Origin of the sequence: Sulfitobacter sp. W074, from assembly GCF_025142275.1 — a bacterium.
GTDB classification, from domain to species: Bacteria; Pseudomonadota; Alphaproteobacteria; order Rhodobacterales; family Rhodobacteraceae; genus Sulfitobacter; species Sulfitobacter profundi.
Genome location: NZ_CP081130.1, coordinates 1,051,854 through 1,072,774, shown reverse-complemented (window position 1 = coordinate 1,072,774; position 20,921 = coordinate 1,051,854). Strand labels below are relative to the sequence as shown.

Sequence of the window (20,921 nt, the reverse complement as noted above, 5' to 3'; positions counted from 1 at the left end):
CCATTGACTATCAATGCATCAACGCATACGCAGATAAATACGTGGCGAAGTGATGCCGTGCGAATTGCAGACTGAGTGGGAGCATTACAGCGTGTTTTGTCGAACCAGAGCGACACAACGAAAGTGCATGGTTTGTCCCTCAGCTGTGGCGTTCGTCAGAGGTGCACGCACGTTCGTGTGGGCTGCCTTCGACCAAAGTGAAATTTTAAGTCCAAGGAAAATGACATGGCTTCTGGTTTGAAAATCGCCCTTATCCGTGGGGATGGGATCGGTATTGATGTCGCAGATGCGACCATCGAAGTCGTCAATGCAGCCTGCGAAATAAGCGGCGCCCCTGCCCTTTCCTATGACGAGATCAACGCAGGCGCGGGCTACTATGCTGAAACCGGCCATGACATCGAGCCCGGTGGCGAAGAACGCGCAGGCGAGGCAGATGCCATCTTCCTAGGCGCGATCGGCCTGCCCTCGATCCGCCATGATGATGGCACAGAAATCTCACCTCACCTGCGCCTGCGCGACCGCTTTGGCCTTTACGCTGGCATTCGCCCCATCAAGGCCTACCCCAACGCGCCCCAACGGCTAGCCGATCCTCGTGCGGCGCATATCGATATGGTGATCCTGCGCGAGTCCACCGAAGGGCTGTTCTATTCCGCCGCGGCCCATAAACGCAGCGAAGTGATCGGCGATACAGAGGTGCGCGACACCCTGCGCATCACCCGCGCAACTACAGAAAAGCTTCACAACTTCGCGTTCAAACTGGCCCAGAAACGCAAAGAGCGCGGCAAGCCCGGTCGCGTGACTTGTGTCGATAAGGCCAATGTTTTCACGTCGATGGCTTTCTTCCGCAAGATCTTTGACGAGATCAAACCGAACTATCCCGACATCGAGGCAAATTATAACTACGTCGATGCCCAAGCGCTTGATCTGGTGCGGCGTCCTTGGGATTTCGATGTCATGGTAATGGAGAACATGTTCGGCGATATCCTGTCTGATCTGGGCGGTGGTCTGGTCGGCGGCATGGGCATGGCTGCCTGCGCCGAAATTGGAGATGAAAACGGTCTTTTTCAGCCCGCCCATGGCAGCGCCCCTGATATCATGGGACAGGACAAGGCGAACCCCCTTGCCGCAATCCTGAGCGGAGCACTGATGCTGGACTACCTTGGCGAACGCTCTGGGGACAGTCGGTATACCGACGCGGCCGCTTTGATCGAAGCTTCCGTCGATAAGGGCTTTTCCGCCAATGCGCTGCGCCCGATGGAATTTGGCGGTGATATGGGTACCATCGCAACAACACGCGAAGTCGTGGCCGGCCTTAAGGGGTAACCGATGCGGATCGCGCTGGTTGCTCATGATTGCTGCAAGGACGCTTTAATTGCGTGGTCTACCCGCCATAAGGCGGTATTGGCGCAGCAAACACTCTATGCCACCGGAACGACGGGCAAACGTATCGCTCTGGAAACGAAGCTCAAGGTCACCCGGCTGCTAAGCGGACCGCTTGGGGGCGACCAACAGCTTGGCGCGATGATCGCAGAAGGCCGAATTGATGCCTTGGTCTTTTTCTTCGATCCGCTTTCAGCGGTACCCCACGATGTGGACGTCAAAGCCCTGCTGCGGGTCTCAGCGCTGTATCAGGCAATTGTCGCAACCAACCGTGCAACCGCAAATCTACTTATCGCGGCTCTCGAACGCGATATCGATCTGAAAGGATACTGAAATGCCCATCGTTCTTGGCGCTATCGCCGATGATTTCACCGGCGCCACAGATCTTGCCAATACGTTGGTCGGTGAAGGGATGCGGGTCGTTCAGGTCATCGGAGTCCCCAGCCCTGAAGCGACCTATGGCGATGCGGATGCGGTTGTTGTGGCGCTGAAATCACGAACGGCGCCGGTAGAGGATGCAATTGCCGAGTCCTTGGCCGCGTTGAAGTGGCTCCAGTCAGAAGGCGCTGAACAAATCCTATTCAAATACTGCTCAACATTCGATTCAACACCGAAAGGAAACATCGGGCCGGTCGCCGATGCGCTTCGCCAAGCAATGAGCTGCGAACTCACATTGATCTGCCCTGCTTTTCCTAAGAATGGCCGCACGATCTACAACGGCGTGCTCTTCGTCGGATGGTTGCCCTTGGCGGAAAGCTCGATGAAGGATCACCCGCTAACGCCAATGCGCGATTCAAATCTTATGCGTCTGATGGAGGCGCAATCCACCGGCAAGGTAGGACTCATTCCCGCACCAATCGTTCAACAAGGTGTGCCAGCAATCCGCGCAAGAATGGAAGCGCTGATAGCCGGAGGCCATTCATACGCCGTTATCGACGCGCTAGACGATGCCGAACTGAGGACCATCGGCCAAGCTGCGGCAGATCACAAGCTGATCACCGGCGGCTCAGGTATCGCGCTCGGCTTGCCGGACAATTTCCGGGTGCGCGGCAAAATGACCCTTAGGCAAGACTTCAATTTCTCGGCCACCAACGGCCGTGCGCTGATTTTGGCGGGCAGTTGCTCGGCCGCCACGCGCGCACAGCTCGCACAGGCCAAGGCAATGTGGCCTCACGCAAAGGTGGATATCGATAGGGTCGCAGCGGGTGAGGATATGGTGACTGAATTGGCAGAATGGGCAAAAGCTCAGCCTAGCGATAGTCCAGTGATCATCTACGGGTCGGCAGAGCCAGAAGAAGTCGCAGGCATCCAGAAACGCTACGGCGTGGCCGCCTCTGGGCAAATGATGGAAGACACCCTAAGCGCCCTTGCTTTGCGCCTTACCGAGGCGGGCTTTCATCGGGTGGTGGTCGCAGGGGGAGAAACTTCCGGCGCGGTTGTCTCGGCCCTTCAAATCAGAACGCTCGAAATTGGCCCCGAGATCGCGCCAGGCGTGCCGTGGACCCAAGCATTGGACCGCCCCTTAACATTGGCGCTGAAGTCTGGAAACTTTGGTCAACCCAGCTTTTTCGAAGATGCCCTAAAGGTGCTGCCATGAGTGATGCGAAAATCCGAGAAGACATCGTGCGCCGTGCAGCGTCGCTTTATAACCGGGGGCTCAGTTTCGGTTCCTCTGGGAACATCAGCGTGCGGGTCGACGACGGTTGGCTGATGACCCCAACCGGTTCCTCCATGGGAGACCTCGATCCAGCGCGCCTGTCATTGCTGGACCCCGAAGGCCGCCACATTTCAGGTGATGCCCCCACCAAAGAAGCATTCTTACATATGGCGATGTATGCCAAACGGTCCGGCGCGTCGGCCATCGTGCATCTGCACTCCACCCATTCCGTCGCCGTAAGCTGCCTGAAATGCATTAACCACAAAGATGTCCTTCCGCCCTTAACGGCTTACTACGTTATGCGTGTCGGCAAACTCCCCCTCGTGCCCTATTTCGCTCCGGGAGATATGGAATTGGCAAAGGCAGTCGGCGAAATGGCCTCGAACCACCATGCGGTTCTGTTGGCGAACCATGGGCCGGTTGTATCGGCGAAATCGCTGTCCGACGCGGTCTATGCGACCGAGGAGTTGGAGGAGACCGCAAAACTGTTTCTTGCACTCCAAGCGATGGAAACGCGGCCTCTCACAGCTGAACAGGTTGCGGATTTACAGCGGCGGTTCCCGACGCAAACCTGATGTTGCTATCGAGCAGTGCTCCGATCGCATCTTTCTCGAACCTAAGTACAATAAGCGGGGGCGCAGAGCATGCACCCCCGCAAAACCACTATTCTGCGACGTAGAAACTTTGAACACCGTTCTTGTCGCGAATGGCGTCACGAATGACCGCCTTAATCAGCGCGATGCACATCAAGAACATAACAAAGCTGAAGGGCAACGCCCCGATCACCATCGCTGTCTTGATGGCATTGAGCCCTCCAACCAGCAGCAAGCCGCCTACGACAAGGCTGAGCGCCACGCCCCAAAAGACGATGTGGGCACGACCCTTTGGGTTTTCCTCCCCCGCCGCGTTGATCGTGTTCACGATCAAGATCGCCGAGTCTGCTGTTGTAACTAAATAGGTCAGCAACAAAACCACAACAATCGCGGCCATCCCCCATGCCAATCCATCTGCCAGGATGAGGTCGAGCATTACGAAGAGTTGGCTTTCCTGACCAGCACCTGAAATCGCATCTCCTGCTGTGGCATTTAGGGTAAGATCGATCGCTGTGCCGCCGACAATTGTGAACCAAACGAAACACATCAACGAAGGGATAACGATTGCCCCCAACACGTACTCACGAATGCTCCGCCCCCGTGAAATACGCGCTAAGAACACACCGACGAAGGGGGCGAAGGCGATCCACCATGCCCAATAGAAAACAGACCACCCCCCCTGCCATGCGGCCAACGCGTCACCCGTCTCAGTTCCATCCGCATGCCAAACGGTGAACAGCATTCTGGGCAGCTCTACCAGATAAGCAGAAAGCCCAGATACCAATGATCCGAGACCAAAGAAGGTGGACCCGAAGAGAATAAAGAATGCCAATAGGAAAAAGCTCAGCCCCATATTTAAGTTAGACAGCCACTTGATCCCCTTCCCGACCCCTGAAAGGGCCGAGAGCGTGGAGGCCCCGAGGATAACAATCAGTGCTACCACGATCCCCATGGCCGACGGTTTGCCATTCTCAGATATTATCCAATCGCCAAATCCGATACGGCTAAGCCCCGCGACAAACTGCTCAACGCCAAAGCCCAAGGTCTGGGCTACGCCGAGGATCGTGGCAACCACAGCGACAATATCGACGACGTGCCCGCCAATGCCTGACAGGTGCTTTCCGAAAAGGGGCGTGAGGCCGGAACGGACTGTAAGCGGCAAGCCGCGGCGATAGGAGAAATAGGCCAACGACAGCCCAACCAGCGCATAGCAGGCCCAAGCCGAAAAACCCCAATGCAGGAAAGACCAGACGTAGGCCGACGTCACATTGCTGCTTGCCGAACCAGTCGTCTCGCCCGTAATGACATTGGGATTGTTTGCGAAGTGGTACATTGGCTCAGCGGTGGCGAAGGTCAGCATGCCAATGCCAATTCCCGCGCCAAACATCATTGAGAACCACGAAAACCGCGAGAATTCAGGCTTGTCATCAGGCAGTCCGAGCACCAGGCGGCCGGTTGAGGGCACAAGCGCCAAACCGATGCAAAGCAGTAAAAAGAGCGCGACCACCCAAATGTACCAACTGGCGAAACTGCTCAGCATTGCGCCATTGAGCGCGTTCAGTACAGAAGCAGCATTCTCTGGGACGGTTATCGCCCAGACGATAAGGGCGCTCACCAGAATTTTCGATGGAATAGCGACACTGCGGGTAAAGCCGGAGTAGAATCCCCGGCGTGTGGTTGCGATATGCAAATCCATTAAGGGTGGTTTGTAGGCCATATATCCTCCATCATGGCAATAAGATCCAGACAGCCTCCTCCACTTGCCGTACACTGATGCACGACATGACTGGTCCGAACCCTTCGGGTAACGCAGCACCTCGGTTGTCCGAATGCGCCGCAATAGAAGGGCAGCCCGTTCGGCGCCGCCCTCATTTTTTGCTAGCTAGGCAGGTATTCTCCGCTCCAGCTTTCGCTGATCTGCCCCGATTTCAACATCCGCTCGATCGCGCCATCGGAATAGCCTAGCTCGGCCAGAACCCTGCGCGTGGAGGCTCCGAACTTCTCGGTTGGTGACAACGCAAAGACCCGCCCCCGCGCCGGTCGCACGGCATAGGGGTCAAGTTGAATGACCTCATGGCCGCTGGGATGGTCAGCATACTGCGAGAATGAGTAACTGCCCCGTTCGGTGCCCGGCGAGCCGTCCGGCTCGCGCATATTTTCGGAGCGCAATTCGTCGATGTTATTGCACAACGCACAGCCGATATCGGCACTGCGCAACCGGGCGATCCATTCGGTTGCGGAGTGGGACTGGAAAGCTCCCGCCAGAAAAGCGGCACGCTCATCCGCAGGCACATTGGGCAGTTCTTCGAGTCCTTCCACAGCGCGAAAACGAGGGACGTCTGCTTCATAAGCGCTGAGCAGGATATAAACCCCCGAAGCGGTACTGTAAAAACGGCTTAGCGGGTCATAACCATTCACTTCCGGCCCTGAGGGCTCATCGAAAAGACCCCGTCCCCGGAAATCATAGGCGAAGGGGATTTGCAGCAGGCCGCTGTTTGAACTAAGCGAGGTACGCCCCCGCCCGATCCGACCGAAACGGTGTTTCTGGTAAAGCGACGCCGCCACAGCCAAAGCCCCGCCGAAGCCGCACATTACGTCAATGGTACCCACATGGGCGTGCTCTTCGGGCCGGTCCATCGCACCGCCAAAGCGCAGCATGATCCCCGTTGTAGCCTGTACGAGGTCGTCATAGCCGATGTAATCGGTCCGCACACCGCGCTGAACGCCGCTGAAGCAGTCAAGTTTACAAAAGATCGCTTCGGGATTCAGCTTACGCAGGCTTTCGGCATCAAGGCCCATCCGACGGATCTGACTGTCGGGCGCATTCCAAAAGATCACATCAACCGATTTCACAAGGTCTTCAAAAACCTTGCGGCCGTGCTCAGATTTGATGTCCGCCAGAATGGATTTCTTTCCTCGCCCCTGGCTCATCCCGTAAATCACGGTGTTCCAGCTGTCGTAAAGCGGCGTGGCCGGGTCCAATTTGATCACTTCAGCACCGAACCGCGCCAGATAGCTTGCGGCATGCGGCCCTGCGATCACGTTACACATGTCCAATACTCGAACGCCCGAGAGCCAGCCCTCCTGATCAATGCCCTCTTCCGGTTCGGGGATATCAGTTCGAAGTTTGCGCAAAGCCTTCAGGGCCACATCGAATTCGACCCATAGGCGCGGTGCGGGGGCCAGCGCCTCTTCGCCGCTTTCCTCCATCCACACTACAGGACCGGGTTGGGTCATCTCTCCGTAAATCGGATCATCGACGTCGATCATCAGGCCGGAAGCTTCGGCGTATTCGTCATTAATCCACTCTTGCAACCAACGTTGCGGTGCGCCCGGAATTCCAGCCCGCCCAAACATGCGTTTCCACTCATGAGAGGTCCGGGTCATAAAGACCTCTTTCATCCGAGCAGCGATCTTATCTGCCCAAGGTTTCGGCATCGGATAGACACCAAGTGAGGTATCCGTCTCCCACTCTGCCTGCGGCTTGTAGGTGTCGTCTTCTTCCTGAAGCCCCTCCTCAACCATTTCGTCATAGAGGCCCAACACCTCAAGACAGCGCCGGGCATGGTGTTTATGGCTTGGGCAAACGACGTAGAACATACGCCCGTCCTTGCACATGTAGCTGCGAAAAAACGGATCCAGCAGTTCCTGCAAATCCTCATATGAAACGTTCATTGGCAGACCTTCGACGCGGCGGCGTTCAATTTCGATCTCGCGCTGCGTCAGATAGCGCTGCGGCATATCTGCGACCTTGATTGAATTATAGCACAGTCCTTCCATCACCGCGGCGGCCAGCGGCACTTCGATATGATCTCCCAAACCGGACAATTGCCGCGACTGAAGCGCCAGCACGGTGGCCGAGGCTGCAATTTGCGAGGCATAGGCCGACGACAGCGGCAAGGGAGAGAAGGACGGGTTCAACCCCATAAGGACGCGGTTTAGACCCATGTCCGTAAAGACGCCGGAACTAGCCGCAACGACGCTTTCAAACGCGCGTTGTTCGCGTCGTTCGGCATCGTTGGAGGCAAACCCGGGGATAGACACGGTGATCAACTCGGGCCGCGCGGTGCGCATCTCGGTAAAGTCGATTCCGAGTGCGGCCAGTTTGCCGGGCCGGAAGTTTTCAACAATGATGTCAGCCTCGGCGCAAAGCGCCCGTGCCTGCGCCAGCCCTTCTTCTGATTTCAGGTCAAGCGTCACAATCATCTTATTGCGCATCAGCGCAGCATTGGCGGGGCTGTCCCACATCGGTCCGTCCGGGGGATCAATATGTACGACAGTTGCGCCCAGATCCCCCAGCAACATCGCCACAGCAGGACCAGCGATATATTGGCCGAAGTCGATAACTTTTACCCCGGTCAAAGGAAGGTTGGATTTAGTGTTTCGCATATTTCCTCCTCGGGAAATGGGGTGTCTACTGGCCGGCAAGAATCCAGCGTGCTGCTTTTTCCGCGATCATCAAGGTGGGCGAATTGGTGTTTCCGCTGACTATTTCCGGCATGACACTGGCATCGACCACCCGCAGCCCTACTACGCCTTTCAGTCGCAGGTGCGGGTCGAGAACGGCGCTATCATCGTCAAGCCTCCCCATTCTGACCGTACCGGCAGGGTGAAAGATCGTATTGGCGATATCTCCCGCGAGTTTGGCGAGATCTGCGTCGCTTTGATATTGGGGCCCGGGCTTGTATTCCTCCGGCTCATAAGGTCGCATCGCAGGCTTCGCCATAATCTCGCGCACTTGGCGCAGGCTGTCCGCGGCAACTTTGCGGTCGTCTTCTGTCGCCAAATAATTTGGCGAGATCATCGGCGCATCGCGGAAATTTGCAGACCGAATCCGGACATGCCCGCGACTGGAGGGGTTGAGGTTGCAAACGCTGACCGTAATTGCCGGAAACTTATGAAGGTCGTCACCAAAGGCTTCGAGGCTCAGAGGTTGCACGTGATATTCGAGATTTGCATAGGTCCGTTTCGGGTCCGAGCGCGTGAACGCCCCGAGCTGACTGGGGGACATGCTCATCGGGCCAGAACGCTTGAAGAGATATTCTGCCCCAATGGCGGCCTTACCCAAAAGGTTTCCCGCCAATGTGTTCAGTGTTCGTGTCCCCGCCACTTTATAGACCGCACGGATCTGCAGGTGATCCTGAAGGTTTTCCCCCACAGGCGCGTCTCGCACCACCTCGATGCCATGCGTCTTTAACAAGTTTGCCGGGCCAATACCCGATAGTTGCAATATCTGTGGGGAGTTAATCGCGCCAGCTGATAGAACTGTCTCACGCCACGCGGTCACCTCAACCGTCCGCCCTTTACGTTGAACCCGCGCGCCGTTGCAGCGTAGCTGTCCTTGCGGATTAGTTTCAAATACCAGCTTCTCCACCTGAGCTTCAGTCCAGACAGTCAGGTTCTGCCGATCCTTGGCGGGCCGCAAGAAAGCTTTAGACGTATTCCACCGCCAACCAGAGCGCTGGTTCACGTCAAAATAGCCAACACCTGCGTTGTCACCAGAATTGAAATCTTCTGTCTTCTCGATTCCTGCCTGTTCTGCCGCATCGGCAAAGCTATCCAAGACGTCCCAGCGCAGCCGCTGCTTTTCAACTCTCCATTCCCCGCCATGCCCATGCATGTCAGAAAATCGGCTGTTGTCGCCCGTGGTCGGGTCGGCGCCATCGTCAAGCTTTTGATGATCCTCATGCGCCATGAAATCGCGCAGCGAGCTTTCCCAGCCCCAGTCCTCGTCCCCGCTAAGGGACGCCCAATTGTCGTAGTCTCTGGCCTGCCCGCGCATATAGATCATACCGTTGATAGAAGAGCAGCCTCCTAAAGCTTTTCCGCGCGGATAGCGTAAGACCCGGCCGTTCAGCCCGGGATCGGCCTCGGTATTGTACATCCAATCGGTACGTGGATTGCCGATGCAATAGAGGTACCCGACAGGAATATGGATCCAATGATAGTTGTCCCGCCGCCCCGCTTCGAGCAGCAGAACCCGGTTGCTCGGATCCGCGCTTAGCCGATTGGCCAGAAGACACCCTGCGGAACCGCCCCCAATGACGATAAAGTCGAATTCACTCTCGGCTTGCGACACCGCCCGGCCTCCCCTTTGTCATTGCTGCAGCATTCGTGCGAGGGGCTCGCTGCGATCGAACTGCGCAACTCACTACTCCAAAGGCCCCAGGCCGCTGCAACATCCGCCTAGGTTTAGTTAGCCAAGCGCAGCTTTCCTAATGACAAATTCCTTCGCCTGATATTAAAGATTTTAATATGGACAGACTGACGAACGTGAATGGAATTTTGGCTTTCGCAACCGTTGCGCGTGAGGGCAGCGTCTCGCGCGCAGCCGAGGTGCTCAACCTCACCCAACCCGCGCTCAGCCATCAGATCAAACGCCTGAGTACGGACCTAGGTGTCACCCTGTTCACACGTTCGCCGCGCGGCCTGGTGCTCACGGCTGATGGCACGACACTGTTGCCGCTGGCAGAGCAGGTTCTCGCTGCCATGTCCGATTTCCATCGCCGCGCGAGCACGCAGTTTGGTGAGCTGTCAGGCAAACTAAAAATTGGCACTATTGTTGATCCCGAGTTCATCCGCCTTGGACGGTTGTTAAGCCAGTTGGGCAAGGCTCATCCCAAAGTGACTACAGAGTTGGTACACTGCATCAGCGGGGACATCCTGCGCATGCTCAAGGGACGCCAGCTTGATGCTGGCTTTTACCTCACCGATCCGAATGAAGTGGACGCAATTCCTTCGACACGGCCTTTGCATACCAAAACGCTAGCTGAATTCTTTTATCGCGTCATTGCGCCCGCAGGATGGGAGGCGCAGCTCGCCTCCGACGATTGGGCGCAGCTTGCAGCCCTTCCTTGGATCGGCACCTCGCCCGCTTCGGCCCATCATCGCCTTTTAGCAAACATCTTTGCGCGCCATGGCTGTCAGCAAAAGACAGTCGCTTTGGTCGACCATGAAGCCTCTATGCTAGAAATGGTTCGCTCTGGTGTGGGGCTAAGCCTGTGCCGCGAATCCATCGCGTTGCATGAGCGTCAGAGTTTTGGCCTGACAGTGTGCGAGGGCTTGCGCGTGCCCGCCTGCCTTTTGATCATTGCCTTAGAGGACCGGATGAAAGACCCCGTCGTCGCAGCGCTCTTTGAGCAGGTGCAGAAAGTTTGGTGAACGGTCAGTTTGTCATTACATGTGTGGATGGCTCCTGCCAAGCAAGGCGTTTTTAAGTGGATGTGTAGATTTCCCAGAAGCAGTCCTGTGTCCCGGTCTGTTTGTGCGGTTTTGACCGCTGGCCAAGCGCTATGCAATTCGATGTAGCTTTGGGGTCCGACATTGTTCATGGCCAGTTTCTAAAAACAACGCATGATATGGACATCGCACGGTGCATGCCGGACGATCTGCGCTGCATGCGTGCCTAGTGTACTGTAATGGCTTCCTAAACGAACTGCATTTAGCACAAGAACGGTTGCCCCAAGCTTCTTGGCCAGCTCAAAGACCTGATCCCCAATGCCTCCCCGAAGAACGTGACGACTGGCCTTCGAAAGGCCCACTTCATGCGTCAGAGCATCGAGCTCCGCATGCGCACGTTGTGCAGCATTTTCTTGGCTTTCTTTCGAGACGAAAGGCTCGACGTAGCTATAATTGCCATATGGCATCACATATGCCAAATGTAGCTCTTCGCCTGCGTAATGGGTTTTCGCCTTTGTTAGTAGAGCAACCGCAGAATTCGAGTGGGCAATATCAACCAAAACAATAATCTTTTCCGACATTGTTTGAACTCCTAGTTGCTCAAGGTTTCAGGCAACCACGTGGCCATGCCGGGGAAGATGAATAACAAGATGATAAAGGCAGCCATGACAAGGAACATTGGGAAGGATGCGCGGCCGATAAAGCCCATGTCGCGCCCCGTCATGCCCTGCAAGACAAACAAATTGAATCCGATTGGCGGTGTAATTTGCGCCATCTCGACAACAATCATTACGTAAACACCAAACCATAGCATATCGAAACCTGCGGCACGCACCATCGGCTCAATAACCGCCATTGTCAAAACGATCGAACTGAGGCCATCGAGGAAACAGCCAAGAACAATATAAAACAGCGTGAGAATGAGAATAAGCATCACAGGCGAAAGCTCCCACGCCTCGATACCTTCAGCAAGAGCACGCGGAATTCCCGTAAAGCCCATGGCGAGAGAGAGAAAACCTGCGCCCATGAGGATCATCATGATCATCGCCGTTGTACGCACGGCCCCCAAAATGCTCTCACGTAGGGTGTCAATTGACAATGTCCGCTGCACCGCCGATAGCACAATAGCTCCGAACACACCGAGCGCCGAAGCCTCGGTGGCGGTGGCGACCCCGGTGTAGATCGAACCGATAACAGCGGCGATCAGGCACAGCACGGGTAGCAAGTCGAGCAGACGCCGTCCCATACCCGAGGTTTCGACATCCGCTATCGGATTAAATGTACCTCTATTAAGAACGGACCATACGATCACATAAAGCATAAAACACAGCGCGAGTACGATCCCCGGTATCATCGCCGCCATGAACAGCTTAGAAATACTTTCGTTAATCGTTACTCCGAAAACAATCATTGCAATGGATGGTGGGATCAGAAGACCCAATGTACCGGCTCCCGATAGGGTCCCGATGATCATGTGCTCCGGATAATTACGAGCACGTAGTTCTGGGATAGACATTTTCCCAACAGTCGCAACAGTTGCCGCCGATGAGCCTGAAATTGCAGCAAAAACTGCCGATGCGCCAATGTTCACATGCAAAAGTCCCCCGGGGAGATTGCGCATGAATGGCGCGATGCCGCGAAACAACGTCTCCGAAAGTTTCGTTCGGAAGAGTATCTCCCCCATCCAGATGAACAACGGAAGCGCGGTAAGAGTCCAGGATGACTGCTCACCCCAGATTGTAAGCGCCATCGAGTCGCCAATAGGGCGCGTTGTAAATAAGGCCATACCAATCGCAGCGGTGGTCAGCAATGCAGCGCCAACCCAAACACCCAAGGCAAGAAAGCTAAAGAGCGATCCAATAAAGATCAGAATTGCAAGTGTCTCGGTCATACTTCGTTCACACCTTCGGGACTACTTTTTTCAGGATTAACGCTGTCGTAATTGACCAAGCTTTCAATCAATAAATGCAAGACTGAAATGGCGAAAAGCACTGCACCTAACGCGACAGGCATTTGAGGTATCCACAAGAGAATCGCGTCTGCGCCTTCGCTGCGTTCATGAAAATCGTAGCTAAACCAAACAAGGCGACACATGTAGAAGGCCAGGTAACAGACCACTGCCGTCATAATTCCTAAACACAAAGTCTCTAGGGACCGGCGCAATTGGCCCGTTGTGCTATTCAGCAACAATGCCACACGAATGTGACCGTTTGTGCGGAATGTATACGAGAGGGCGAGAAACGTGCTTGTGGCCATGACGTAGCCGGCGACGTCGTTCACCCCCCCCATGTAAAGACCAAATAGTCGTCCAATAACACTGTAAAGGATCATGCAACAAAGCCCGACAAGTAAAAGGCCAGAGCAATACCCCGAGATGACATAGAGCCTATCAAAGGCTGATGATGTAGAACGCCACATGGCAATCCTTTCCTAGAAAATCGGGACGACGAGACTGACGCAGTCTTTACTGCACCAGCCCACTTTACCTCCGGGCGCAAGCGACCGCTTTGAAATCATTCGGCCTCAAAAGACTTGATGATCTCAACACCTTTGTCACCCGCACGTTCCTCCCAATCGGCACGCAGTTCAGCGCCGACCGACAAGAAGCCGTCAAGGACTTCGCCTTCAAGTGTACCGACAGTCATCCCATTTTCTGCGAACTGCTCGACATACCAACCGGCCAACTCTTCAGCTTTGCTCCAGCATGCCTTTTCGGCATTGGCCGCGGCTGCGTGAACTGCATTCTGTGCCTCTTCGTCCAGACCTTCCCAAGCCTTCCCGTTTGCAAAGACCATGTTGCGTGGTAGCCAAGCCTGCACGTCATAGAAATAGTCGACCTCTTCCCAAAGCTTACGGTCAAAGCCGGTTGAACCGGAGGAGATCATTGACTGCGCAACGCCTGTCGCAAAAGCTTGGCTCAGTTCGGCGGCTTCGATTGTCGTAGGCACCATGCCTAACCCTTCGGCCATGCGGGACGTGGTGGCGTTATACGCGCGAAACTTCAGGCCTTTAAGCGAGGCAAGATCGCTCGCTTCTGCGACCGAATAGAAGCCTTGCGGTGGCCAAGGGCATGAATAGAGAAACACAAGCCCGTCTTCTTTCAGGGTGTCTACAAGTGCAGGTTTGGACGCAGCGTAGAGTTTCGCAGCCCCGTCAAAACCGGTGGCGAGGAATGGAACGGAATCAACTTCGAAAATGGGATTCTCGTTGGCAAGTGCCGAAATCAAACGCTCACCCATTGGAGCAAGGCCACGGCGAACAGCGCCATAGATTTCCGCCCCAGCGAACAACGAGCCACCAGGATGCGCGACCACATCAAGATCTGTTTTTTCGGAAACTTCATCGGCGAAAGCTGTAGCAATTTCTGAATGGTAGTTGGTCGCGGAATAGGCGAGCGCCAGATCCCAAGTTTCCGCCTGGGCAGTTGCAGCGCCAAGCGAAATGGATGCGACAGCGGTGTAAAAGATGATCTTTTTCATGTTCGGTTCCCTGATTCTTTTGTTATTCGATTGCCTCAAGATCGTCGTTCGAAACAACATTTCTGCCAAGGCCACTACTGACGGCTAAATCTGGAATCTCATCAATTTGACGCCTTTCACCGGCAATTTGACGGCGGCTTTCGCTTGAGACTCGTAGGCAAACCAATCAGTGTAATTGCCGCAGCACCTTATATCGTGCCTAGAACAGGGGAATTTCTGATGACCTCAGCAAAAAGGAAAAATCGGCATCTCGGAATTCTGTCTTTGGACACGCAGTTTCCGCGCATTTTGGGGGATGTTGGAAACCCAGTCAGTTATCCATTTGAGACGAGCGTCAAAGTCGTCTGCGGAGCTGACGCGACAAAAATCGTCAAAGACGGGCTTCCCGAAGAATCTCTTTTACACGCTTTCGAACTGGCCGCGCTTGAGCTCCAGGCGAACGGGGCAAATGCAATCGTATCTACCTGCGGCTTTCTCATAACCGCGCAATCACGCATTGCGTCAAAAGTGAAGATTCCTGTGATGTTGTCAGCACTTTCTATGTTGCCTACTGTGCAGGCCGTCGCTGCAACGCGCATTGGCATTCTTACCGCATCGGGTGGAGCGCTTGGCTCTGCGGCTCTCGTAGCGGCGCGAATCAGCCCGGAAGACGTCGTAATCCAGGGGATGGAGAGCGCGCCCCTTTTTGCCAATGCCTTCCTTGCACGACGCGACCAGCAGGTTGTCGAGTTCGATCGCACTGCGATGGAGAGGGCTGTCGTCGAGCAAGCAATTCACCTTGTTAGGGCAGCGCCTGACGTCGGAGCTATTTTACTCGAATGCGGGAACTTGCCACCCTATGCTGAGGCAATTAAGTCGGCGACGGGACGACCTGTTTATCATCTACTGGACGCTGCTCTCTGGATGATGGCCGCAAGTGGATCAACTGCGTGACACAAGTGCAGCGCGCAACGCCTCAATCGGATGCACTATGCTCTTCCCAGAAAAGCGCTTCACTTGACAGCGGCACGAAAACCCGGTGGCCAGAACGGGTCCTTTCGCAGCCGCGATCTTTGCTTTCCAAGACATATCGAACAGTGCCTTTGACATCTCTACCTTTGCAGCCTCATGTCCAAATGTGCCCGCCATGCCGCAGCACCCCGTTTTCGTGGCCCCTAACCGCAAACCATGTCGGCGGAAAATTTCTTTCCACCTAGCGCCGACCTTAGGGTCAGCAGAAATCTCAGTGCAGTGGTTAAAAAGCGTGAATTCAACAGCATCGAAATCATCGCATGTGCCCGATCCCACCTCGAGCAGAAGACGATCTAAAGAAGTGACGTTTGGCACGTCTAGTCCGAGGTCGGCATATTCGTTCGAAAACATAGATAGAAACGACGGCTCAATGGCCACCAACTGCGCACCACCTTCAGCAAAATCATGCAGCCTGCGCAGTGTTTTCGACGCCGCGCGTTCAAAAGCGGCAGTTACCCCAACCACATGAGCTGGCTTGCCAGTTGCCATTGGCTCAGACACTGACACGTCGCAACCATATATCTTCAGGACATCTTTAGCAGCATCCAAAACCTGCCCATCAAAGGTAGCTAGGAAGCTATCCGCAATCAAAACAATCTTTCCAGTAGAACCCGGTGAATTCCGTAACGGGCGAACATTTGGAAGATCAACCAAACCCAAACGACGCAAAACGGGGGCGCCCACACTCATCCCCAAGTTCGCCGCCATCGGCATCATGCGCAAGATGGGCCCGATGGATTCTAGGATGGTCAACAAATGGTGCAACAGGGGACGACGGTGGCGGGCATAGTAGCTGGCGTAGAAACGGCTACGCATTTGCGGAATATCAACCTTGATCGGGCACTGGGACGCGCAAGCTTTACACCCCAAACAATCCGACAAGCTGTCGTGCAATGTTGCCTCAAGCGCGGACAAATCATGTGACGGAGCACCCTGCGATTGTAGCCGCGACCACTGCCGCAACATTGCGGCACGCCCTTTCGGACTGCGCGTTCGATCGCCTGTCGCCTTATAGGACGGACACATGGCCTCATCAAAGTCCTGCCCCATACATTGCCCGTTGCCGTTACATTTAATCGCCCCTGAATAATCTTGGCTCAGGACCGGCGAAATTTGAGCATCCAGCGGGCCACGAAACGGAACTTCGTCCAGCGCCGTAAGGGCCTGGTGTCGGTTCGGCACTGCGATTTTACCGGGGTTTAGAAGGCCCTCTGGGTCAAACATCGCCTTAATCTGACACATTACCCCATAAAGGCGCGGTCCAAAGACTTCACGACCGTACTCACCGCGAAACCCTTTACCGTGCTCGCCCCAGATCAAGCCGCCATGCGCAAGTGCCAGTGCGTTCACCTGATCAGACACACGCCGGATAATAGCGGCGTCCCCCGGCAAGCGCATATCTAGCGCAGGTCGGACATGCACACACCCCACATCCGCGTGTCCGAACATACCGTATTGCAGGCCCTCGCAATCCAGGATCGAACGGAACCCTTCAACAAAATCGGGCAACCTTTCAGGTGGAACGGCCGCATCTTCCACAAAAGCAGTTCCTTGGCGAGTTGTGTCCATTCGACCCAACAATCCGACGCATTTTGATCTGACTTGCCAAAGCTCCGCGATGATCGCCGGATCCGTTACCACACGGCAATGAACTAATTCGACAGGCGCATTTCCAAGCGCATGTAGCCGCTCCAAAGTTGAGTCGACCTCTGCTTTCGTGTCGCCACTGATTTCAACGAAATTCAATCCCTGCACGGAATTGCCACCCTGGTCCTCCAACACTCTGGAGACACTGTCCCAAACGGGATCTTGTTGAGCCAGAAACAGGATCTTGTCATCAATGAATTCAATCGCGTCCGGATACGCTTGCACCAAACGTCGAACATCGCGCAATGCTGCCATCATGTCTCCATAGGCAAACACCGCAAGGGCTCGTACAGCGGGTTTGGGCAGCAAGCGCACCTTAAGTCGCTTGGTCAGAGCCAACGTGCCTTCCGAACCACACAGCAGCTTGACGAAACCATCATCTCTGAGAAGCGCGTCTTGCAGGTTATAGCCAGTCAAACCACGGTTCATGGCTGGAAAAATCCGCTTGATCTCTTCTTTTTCGGGAGTGAGTACTGCGGTTACGTCTGTTCCTAGCTGCCCTGACACAGAGGTATTCAGGTTACGCCCATCAGCTAAAACCACGTCCATTTCCAAGACATGATCTGAGGTGCGCCCATACACCCGGGAGCCTTTCCCCGATGCATCCGTAGCAGCCATTCCGCCAAGTGTTGCGCGCGATGCAGTTGAAACTGTCGGCGCGAAAAACAAACCATGCGCACCAGCAGCACGGTTTAACTGGTCCAAGATTACGCCGGGCTGTACGATGGCATAGCCTTCCGTGACATTGATCGCTTCGATTTTTGTCAGGTAGCGGCTACACTCAATGCACACTTCACCGGTGAGAGATTGCCCATTGGTGCCAGTGCCGCCACCACGGGCAGTAATGGCCACGCCACACGCCGAAGCTGCTGTCGCGATGCGGTTCAAGTCATCCGGTTCGCGCGGGAAAACGACTGCCTGCGGGGGCAGCTCATAAACGGAGTTATCAGTCGCAAACACCGTGCGGGTACCAATGTCGCGGGCGATATCGCCGGTAAACCCGAGGGTATCTAGTTTTGCACAGAACCGCGCAAAACTATTTTCGCCCCTTCCCTCGCCCCCCATCAAGCTGCCAATGGCTTTTTAATAAGGTGTTCCTGACCCAGTGCGGTTAAAGCCGCCACGAGACTTGCCTCTTCAACCTCCGCATAAAGTGCCATTTCATCGATAACGGTCGCGCCCAAGGCCGCCTCAAAGGCCTCTTTGTTCGCGTTCGCGCTATAATTTGACTGATCTTCTACACCAAGATTTGACTGAAAGATACCCGCCGCTGATACTGGCAGGAAGTCCTCATAAACCTGAGGATCAGCGGCCAATGCACCTGATGCGACGAGATCATCCACAGACTCGGCTTCATAACGGACCGAACCTGTTACGCGGTACTGAATGAATGCCAATTTTTCCCGACGCAAATGATCTAGATCATCCGGGAACGCCTCAAACGCCTTTCTCAGAACGTTATCATATTCGTCAGCGCCTGTTTTTCCAGCAGCAGCACGCGCCGCCGTCAGAGTCTTATCATACAGCGCACGGCCTTTAGGCGTCAGGGCAACGCCCCGTTGCTCAATCTCACCGAACCGTGCGGTGTGGCTGCCTGTTTTCCCCTGGAAGACTACTTCCTCTTCTAGAGCTTTGAACGACGTTTGTCGCAACAGGATACCTGCTTTCCGGCGAGGCGGGCCCTCAATCACTGCCTTAGGTGTGATACCATGGGCTGGCATCTGGGCTTGAACCGCGTCAATGTCCAAAGTGCGCGGGGTCAGGTGGTTGATGTGCGGGCCCTTAAAGCTCACGACATCTGCAATAAGACGATGAGCTTCCACCAGTGAACCATATGTGTTGGTGCAGACCGTAGCCCCAGAGTGCCATCGGAAGGTTTCCAATGCTTCTCGTACAAACTTGTGCGACTGACCTTCGGTCAGCCCGCCCTGATCTTCTGCCAGTTCAATTAAAGCCTTCGCTTCCTCCGTTATGATTTGGCGTAGCGATAGAATATAGTCAGCCTTCGCCGCCAGTTCGCGATCCTCAACAAGGTCCAACCGGAGCAATGACGTAAACACTCGAAAAGGGTTCTTCTTAAGAGCGGCATTATCGGCGGGGCGAAAGGCGGTAGAATGCACAGGGATCCCCGCCACCGACAGGTCATAGTAACCCACAGGCACCATCCCCATTATGTTGAACATCCGACGGACAAGGCTGAGTTCTTCAGCCGTGCCCAAACGGATAGCGCCGTGTCGTTCACCATCCAAACGATCTAACTCACCCGCAGCTTCAAGTTGCGCATGAAGTTCGGGATCAGCCTTAAGCGTCGCCGCATTCACTTCCCGTACTAGATCAACGAGCGTGCCATATTGAGGCACCTCAGCTCGATACATTTCCGACATCGCCTCTGAGAACAGGGACCGAATTTCATCGGATGTGCTAAAGTGTTTCATCGCTTCACCATCCTTCAGATATCAAAAGATACACCTTGCGCCAGTGGCAGCTCGACTGAGTAGTTAACAGTTGATGTTTGGCGACGCATGTAACCCTTCCAAGCATCAGAGCCGCTTTCGCGCCCACCGCCGGTTTCCTTTTCGCCGCCGAATGCGCCGCCAATTTCCGCGCCTGAGGGGCCGATATTAACGTTTGCGATGCCGCAATCAGATCCGATGGAAGACAGGAATGTTTCCGCTTCGCGCACATTCAGCGTGAAGATGCAAGATGACAGACCTTGTGGCACATCATTCTGAAGGTGGATCGCCTCGTCCAATGTGTCGTATTCCATCACATACAAGATCGGCACGAAGGTTTCTGTCTTGACGGTCTCAGTTTGGCCCGGCATCTCCACTAGCGCAGGGGCAGCATATGCGCCCGCAGGCACATCTTTCGTCACAACCTCGCCACCATGAACGACACCGCCCTCGGCGATCGCAGCTTTCAATGCCGCCTGCATGGACGCACGCGCTCCTTGATCGACCAATGGGCCGATCAACGTGCCGTCTTTGCGCGGGTCGCCCACCGGGAGGCTTGTATAGGCAGATTTCAGCTTCTCGACCAAATCTGCTTTGATGGATTTGTGAACGATCAAACGACGCAGTGTTGTGCAACGCTGGCCCGCCGTCCCAACCGCCGAGAAGACGATCCCGCGCACGGCCATATCCAGATCAGCAGAAGGCGCCACGATCATTGCATTGTTGCCCCCTAGTTCAAGGATCGAACGTCCCCAGCGAGCCGCTACCTTTGGTCCCACGATCGCGCCCATGCGAGTTGACCCTGTTGCTGACAGAACAGGCACGTCCTTTGAGTCCACCAATGCGGCACCGACGTCAGCACCACCGATAACCAGCTGAACCAAACCACTCGGAGCGTCGGCACCAAATCGCGCAATTGCACGCTCTAGGATTTTCATGCAAGCCATTGCGGTAAGCGGGGTCTTTTCAGAAGGTTTCCAGATCACCGGATCACCACAAACTAGCGCTAGCGCCGTGTTCCAGCACCAAACCGCAACAGGGAAATTGAACGCAGAGATTACACCAACGGGCCCCATCGGGTGCCATGTCTCAGTCATTTTGTGACCCGGACGCTCAGACGCGATTGTCAGGCCGTAAAGCTGGCGGGATTGGCCCACGGCAAAATCACAGATATCGATCATTTCTTGCACTTCGCCCAAACCTTCGGACGTGATCTTACCAGCTTCAAGCGTTACAAGTGCTCCAAGTGCGTCCTTTGATTCACGCAGTTCTTCGCCCAACAAGCGAACAAGTTCACCGCGGCGCGGCGCGGGAAGTACGCGCCATTTCTTGAACGCGTCCTGCGATTTCGCGATGATCTTGGACATGTCTGCCACCGGCGTCTCTACCAGTTGCGCAACATCAGCACCATCAATCGGTGAGGTAACCGTCAGCGTGCCACCAGTCAGTTCTGCATCGGTGAAGTTAAGGTTTTTCAATACGGTTGCGTGATCCAATTTAAGTCTCCAGTTCGGTTTGGACT

General features: G+C 55.1%; 16 protein-coding genes. 6 read left to right on the top strand and 10 right to left on the bottom strand.

From position 1 onward, the window contains the following. Positions 1-225: 225 nt before the first annotated feature. The 4 genes from K3762_RS05290 to otnC are packed head-to-tail and all read left to right on the top strand — an operon-like array spanning position 226 to position 3,612. Positions 226-1,323 carry an isocitrate/isopropylmalate dehydrogenase family protein gene (locus K3762_RS05290; protein WP_260012042.1) on the top strand — a complete coding sequence of 366 codons (1,098 nt, stop codon included), beginning with the start codon at positions 226-228 and terminating at the stop codon, positions 1,321-1,323. Positions 1,324-1,326: 3 nt separating this feature from the next. Further along, complete coding sequence (locus K3762_RS05285; protein WP_259948239.1) at positions 1,327-1,713, top strand: methylglyoxal synthase; 387 nt, start codon at positions 1,327-1,329, stop codon at positions 1,711-1,713. 1 nt (position 1,714) lies between these two features. Beyond that, complete coding sequence (gene otnK / locus K3762_RS05280) at positions 1,715-2,977, top strand: 3-oxo-tetronate kinase (protein ID WP_311198987.1); 1,263 nt, start codon at positions 1,715-1,717, stop codon at positions 2,975-2,977. Beyond that, on the top strand, positions 2,974-3,612 hold the full coding sequence (gene otnC / locus K3762_RS05275; protein WP_259948236.1) for a 3-oxo-tetronate 4-phosphate decarboxylase: 639 nt from the start codon (positions 2,974-2,976) through the stop codon (positions 3,610-3,612). The genes otnK and otnC overlap by 4 nt, the downstream gene beginning before the upstream one ends. Positions 3,613-3,700: 88 nt before the next feature. Here otnC and K3762_RS05270 read toward each other — a convergent pair whose 3' ends face one another. From K3762_RS05270 to K3762_RS05260, 3 genes are all read right to left on the bottom strand, one after another. Beyond that, positions 3,701-5,347 carry a BCCT family transporter gene (locus K3762_RS05270; protein ID WP_260012040.1) on the bottom strand — a complete coding sequence of 549 codons (1,647 nt, stop codon included), beginning with the start codon at positions 5,345-5,347 and terminating at the stop codon, positions 3,701-3,703. 161 nt (positions 5,348-5,508) lie between these two features. After that, positions 5,509-8,019 carry a CoA transferase gene (locus tag K3762_RS05265; protein WP_260012038.1) on the bottom strand — a complete coding sequence of 837 codons (2,511 nt, stop codon included), beginning with the start codon at positions 8,017-8,019 and terminating at the stop codon, positions 5,509-5,511. Between the two features lie 25 nt (positions 8,020-8,044). Beyond that, positions 8,045-9,709, bottom strand: a complete 1,665-nt coding sequence (locus K3762_RS05260) for a GMC family oxidoreductase (RefSeq protein ID WP_260012036.1) — start codon at positions 9,707-9,709, stop codon at positions 8,045-8,047. Positions 9,710-9,885: 176 nt separating this feature from the next. Between K3762_RS05260 and K3762_RS05255 the strand changes: the two genes are divergently transcribed. Further along, a complete protein-coding gene (locus tag K3762_RS05255) occupies positions 9,886-10,791 on the top strand; it encodes a LysR family transcriptional regulator (protein ID WP_260012033.1) in 906 nt (301 codons plus the stop codon). 179 nt (positions 10,792-10,970) lie between these two features. On the opposite strand, the gene K3762_RS05250 is transcribed toward K3762_RS05255, so the two are convergent. The 4 genes from K3762_RS05250 to K3762_RS05235 all read right to left on the bottom strand — a co-directional run bounded on the left by K3762_RS05250 (position 10,971) and on the right by K3762_RS05235 (position 14,288). Continuing rightward, entirely contained in the window at positions 10,971-11,390 is a 420-nt protein-coding gene (locus tag K3762_RS05250; protein ID WP_260012031.1) for a universal stress protein, read from the bottom strand. Positions 11,391-11,401: 11 nt separating this feature from the next. Beyond that, the gene (locus K3762_RS05245) at positions 11,402-12,700 is read right to left on the bottom strand and encodes a TRAP transporter large permease (protein WP_260012029.1); all 1,299 of its coding nucleotides are present in this window, start codon (positions 12,698-12,700) and stop codon (positions 11,402-11,404) included. Then, complete coding sequence (locus K3762_RS05240; RefSeq protein WP_260012021.1) at positions 12,697-13,227, bottom strand: TRAP transporter small permease; 531 nt, start codon at positions 13,225-13,227, stop codon at positions 12,697-12,699. Before K3762_RS05240 ends, K3762_RS05245 begins: the two co-directional genes overlap by 4 nt. 95 nt (positions 13,228-13,322) lie before the next feature. Then, positions 13,323-14,288, bottom strand: a complete 966-nt coding sequence (locus tag K3762_RS05235) for a TRAP transporter substrate-binding protein (RefSeq protein WP_260012016.1) — start codon at positions 14,286-14,288, stop codon at positions 13,323-13,325. Between the two features lie 219 nt (positions 14,289-14,507). Between K3762_RS05235 and K3762_RS05230 the strand changes: the two genes are divergently transcribed. Next, on the top strand, positions 14,508-15,221 hold the full coding sequence (locus tag K3762_RS05230; protein WP_260012014.1) for an aspartate/glutamate racemase family protein: 714 nt from the start codon (positions 14,508-14,510) through the stop codon (positions 15,219-15,221). On the opposite strand, the gene K3762_RS05225 is transcribed toward K3762_RS05230, so the two are convergent. The 3 genes from K3762_RS05225 to K3762_RS05215 are packed head-to-tail and all read right to left on the bottom strand — an operon-like array spanning position 15,210 to position 20,895. Beyond that, positions 15,210-18,011 carry an FAD-binding and (Fe-S)-binding domain-containing protein gene (locus K3762_RS05225; RefSeq protein ID WP_260012012.1) on the bottom strand — a complete coding sequence of 934 codons (2,802 nt, stop codon included), beginning with the start codon at positions 18,009-18,011 and terminating at the stop codon, positions 15,210-15,212. The two genes, K3762_RS05230 and K3762_RS05225, sit on opposite strands and share 12 nt — an antisense overlap. Beyond that, positions 18,011-19,381, bottom strand: a complete 1,371-nt coding sequence (locus tag K3762_RS05220) for a VOC family protein (protein WP_260012009.1) — start codon at positions 19,379-19,381, stop codon at positions 18,011-18,013. The genes K3762_RS05225 and K3762_RS05220 overlap by 1 nt, the downstream gene beginning before the upstream one ends. 14 nt (positions 19,382-19,395) lie before the next feature. After that, entirely contained in the window at positions 19,396-20,895 is a 1,500-nt protein-coding gene (locus K3762_RS05215; protein WP_260012008.1) for an aldehyde dehydrogenase family protein, read from the bottom strand. Positions 20,896-20,921 lie beyond the last annotated feature (26 nt).